General features: G+C 62.3%; 1 pseudogene. It reads right to left on the bottom strand.

Annotated features, from left to right (window positions below):
• Positions 1–231 (bottom strand): annotated as a pseudogene (locus SB822_RS61390) (SAM-dependent DNA methyltransferase); the annotation flags it as partial.

The raw sequence follows: 231 nt of genomic DNA, 5'->3' as shown, positions 1-231 counted from the left end.
CTGCCAATCGTTTTCCGCCCCCAGCTGACCGGCGAGCAAACCCATCCACGCCGTTTGAACCTCGACCGCGCGCCGTTCCCATGCCCCGGTTTCGGCCAGTTCCGCCATTCCCTCGGTCGAAATCACGATTTTCTTGCGCAGCGGGCGCAGCACCCGCACCCGGCGATAACCAAAGTCGCGGTAGTCTAGGATCAGGCTGTTCTTGCGCGGCTCGAAGGCGGAATAGATCTC

Source organism: Paraburkholderia sp. SIMBA_054, from assembly GCF_046534875.1.
GTDB classification, from domain to species: domain Bacteria; phylum Pseudomonadota; class Gammaproteobacteria; order Burkholderiales; family Burkholderiaceae; genus Paraburkholderia; species Paraburkholderia hospita.
The sequence above is the reverse complement of the archived record's forward strand: the minus strand, read 5'-3'. Positions and strand labels throughout refer to the sequence as shown.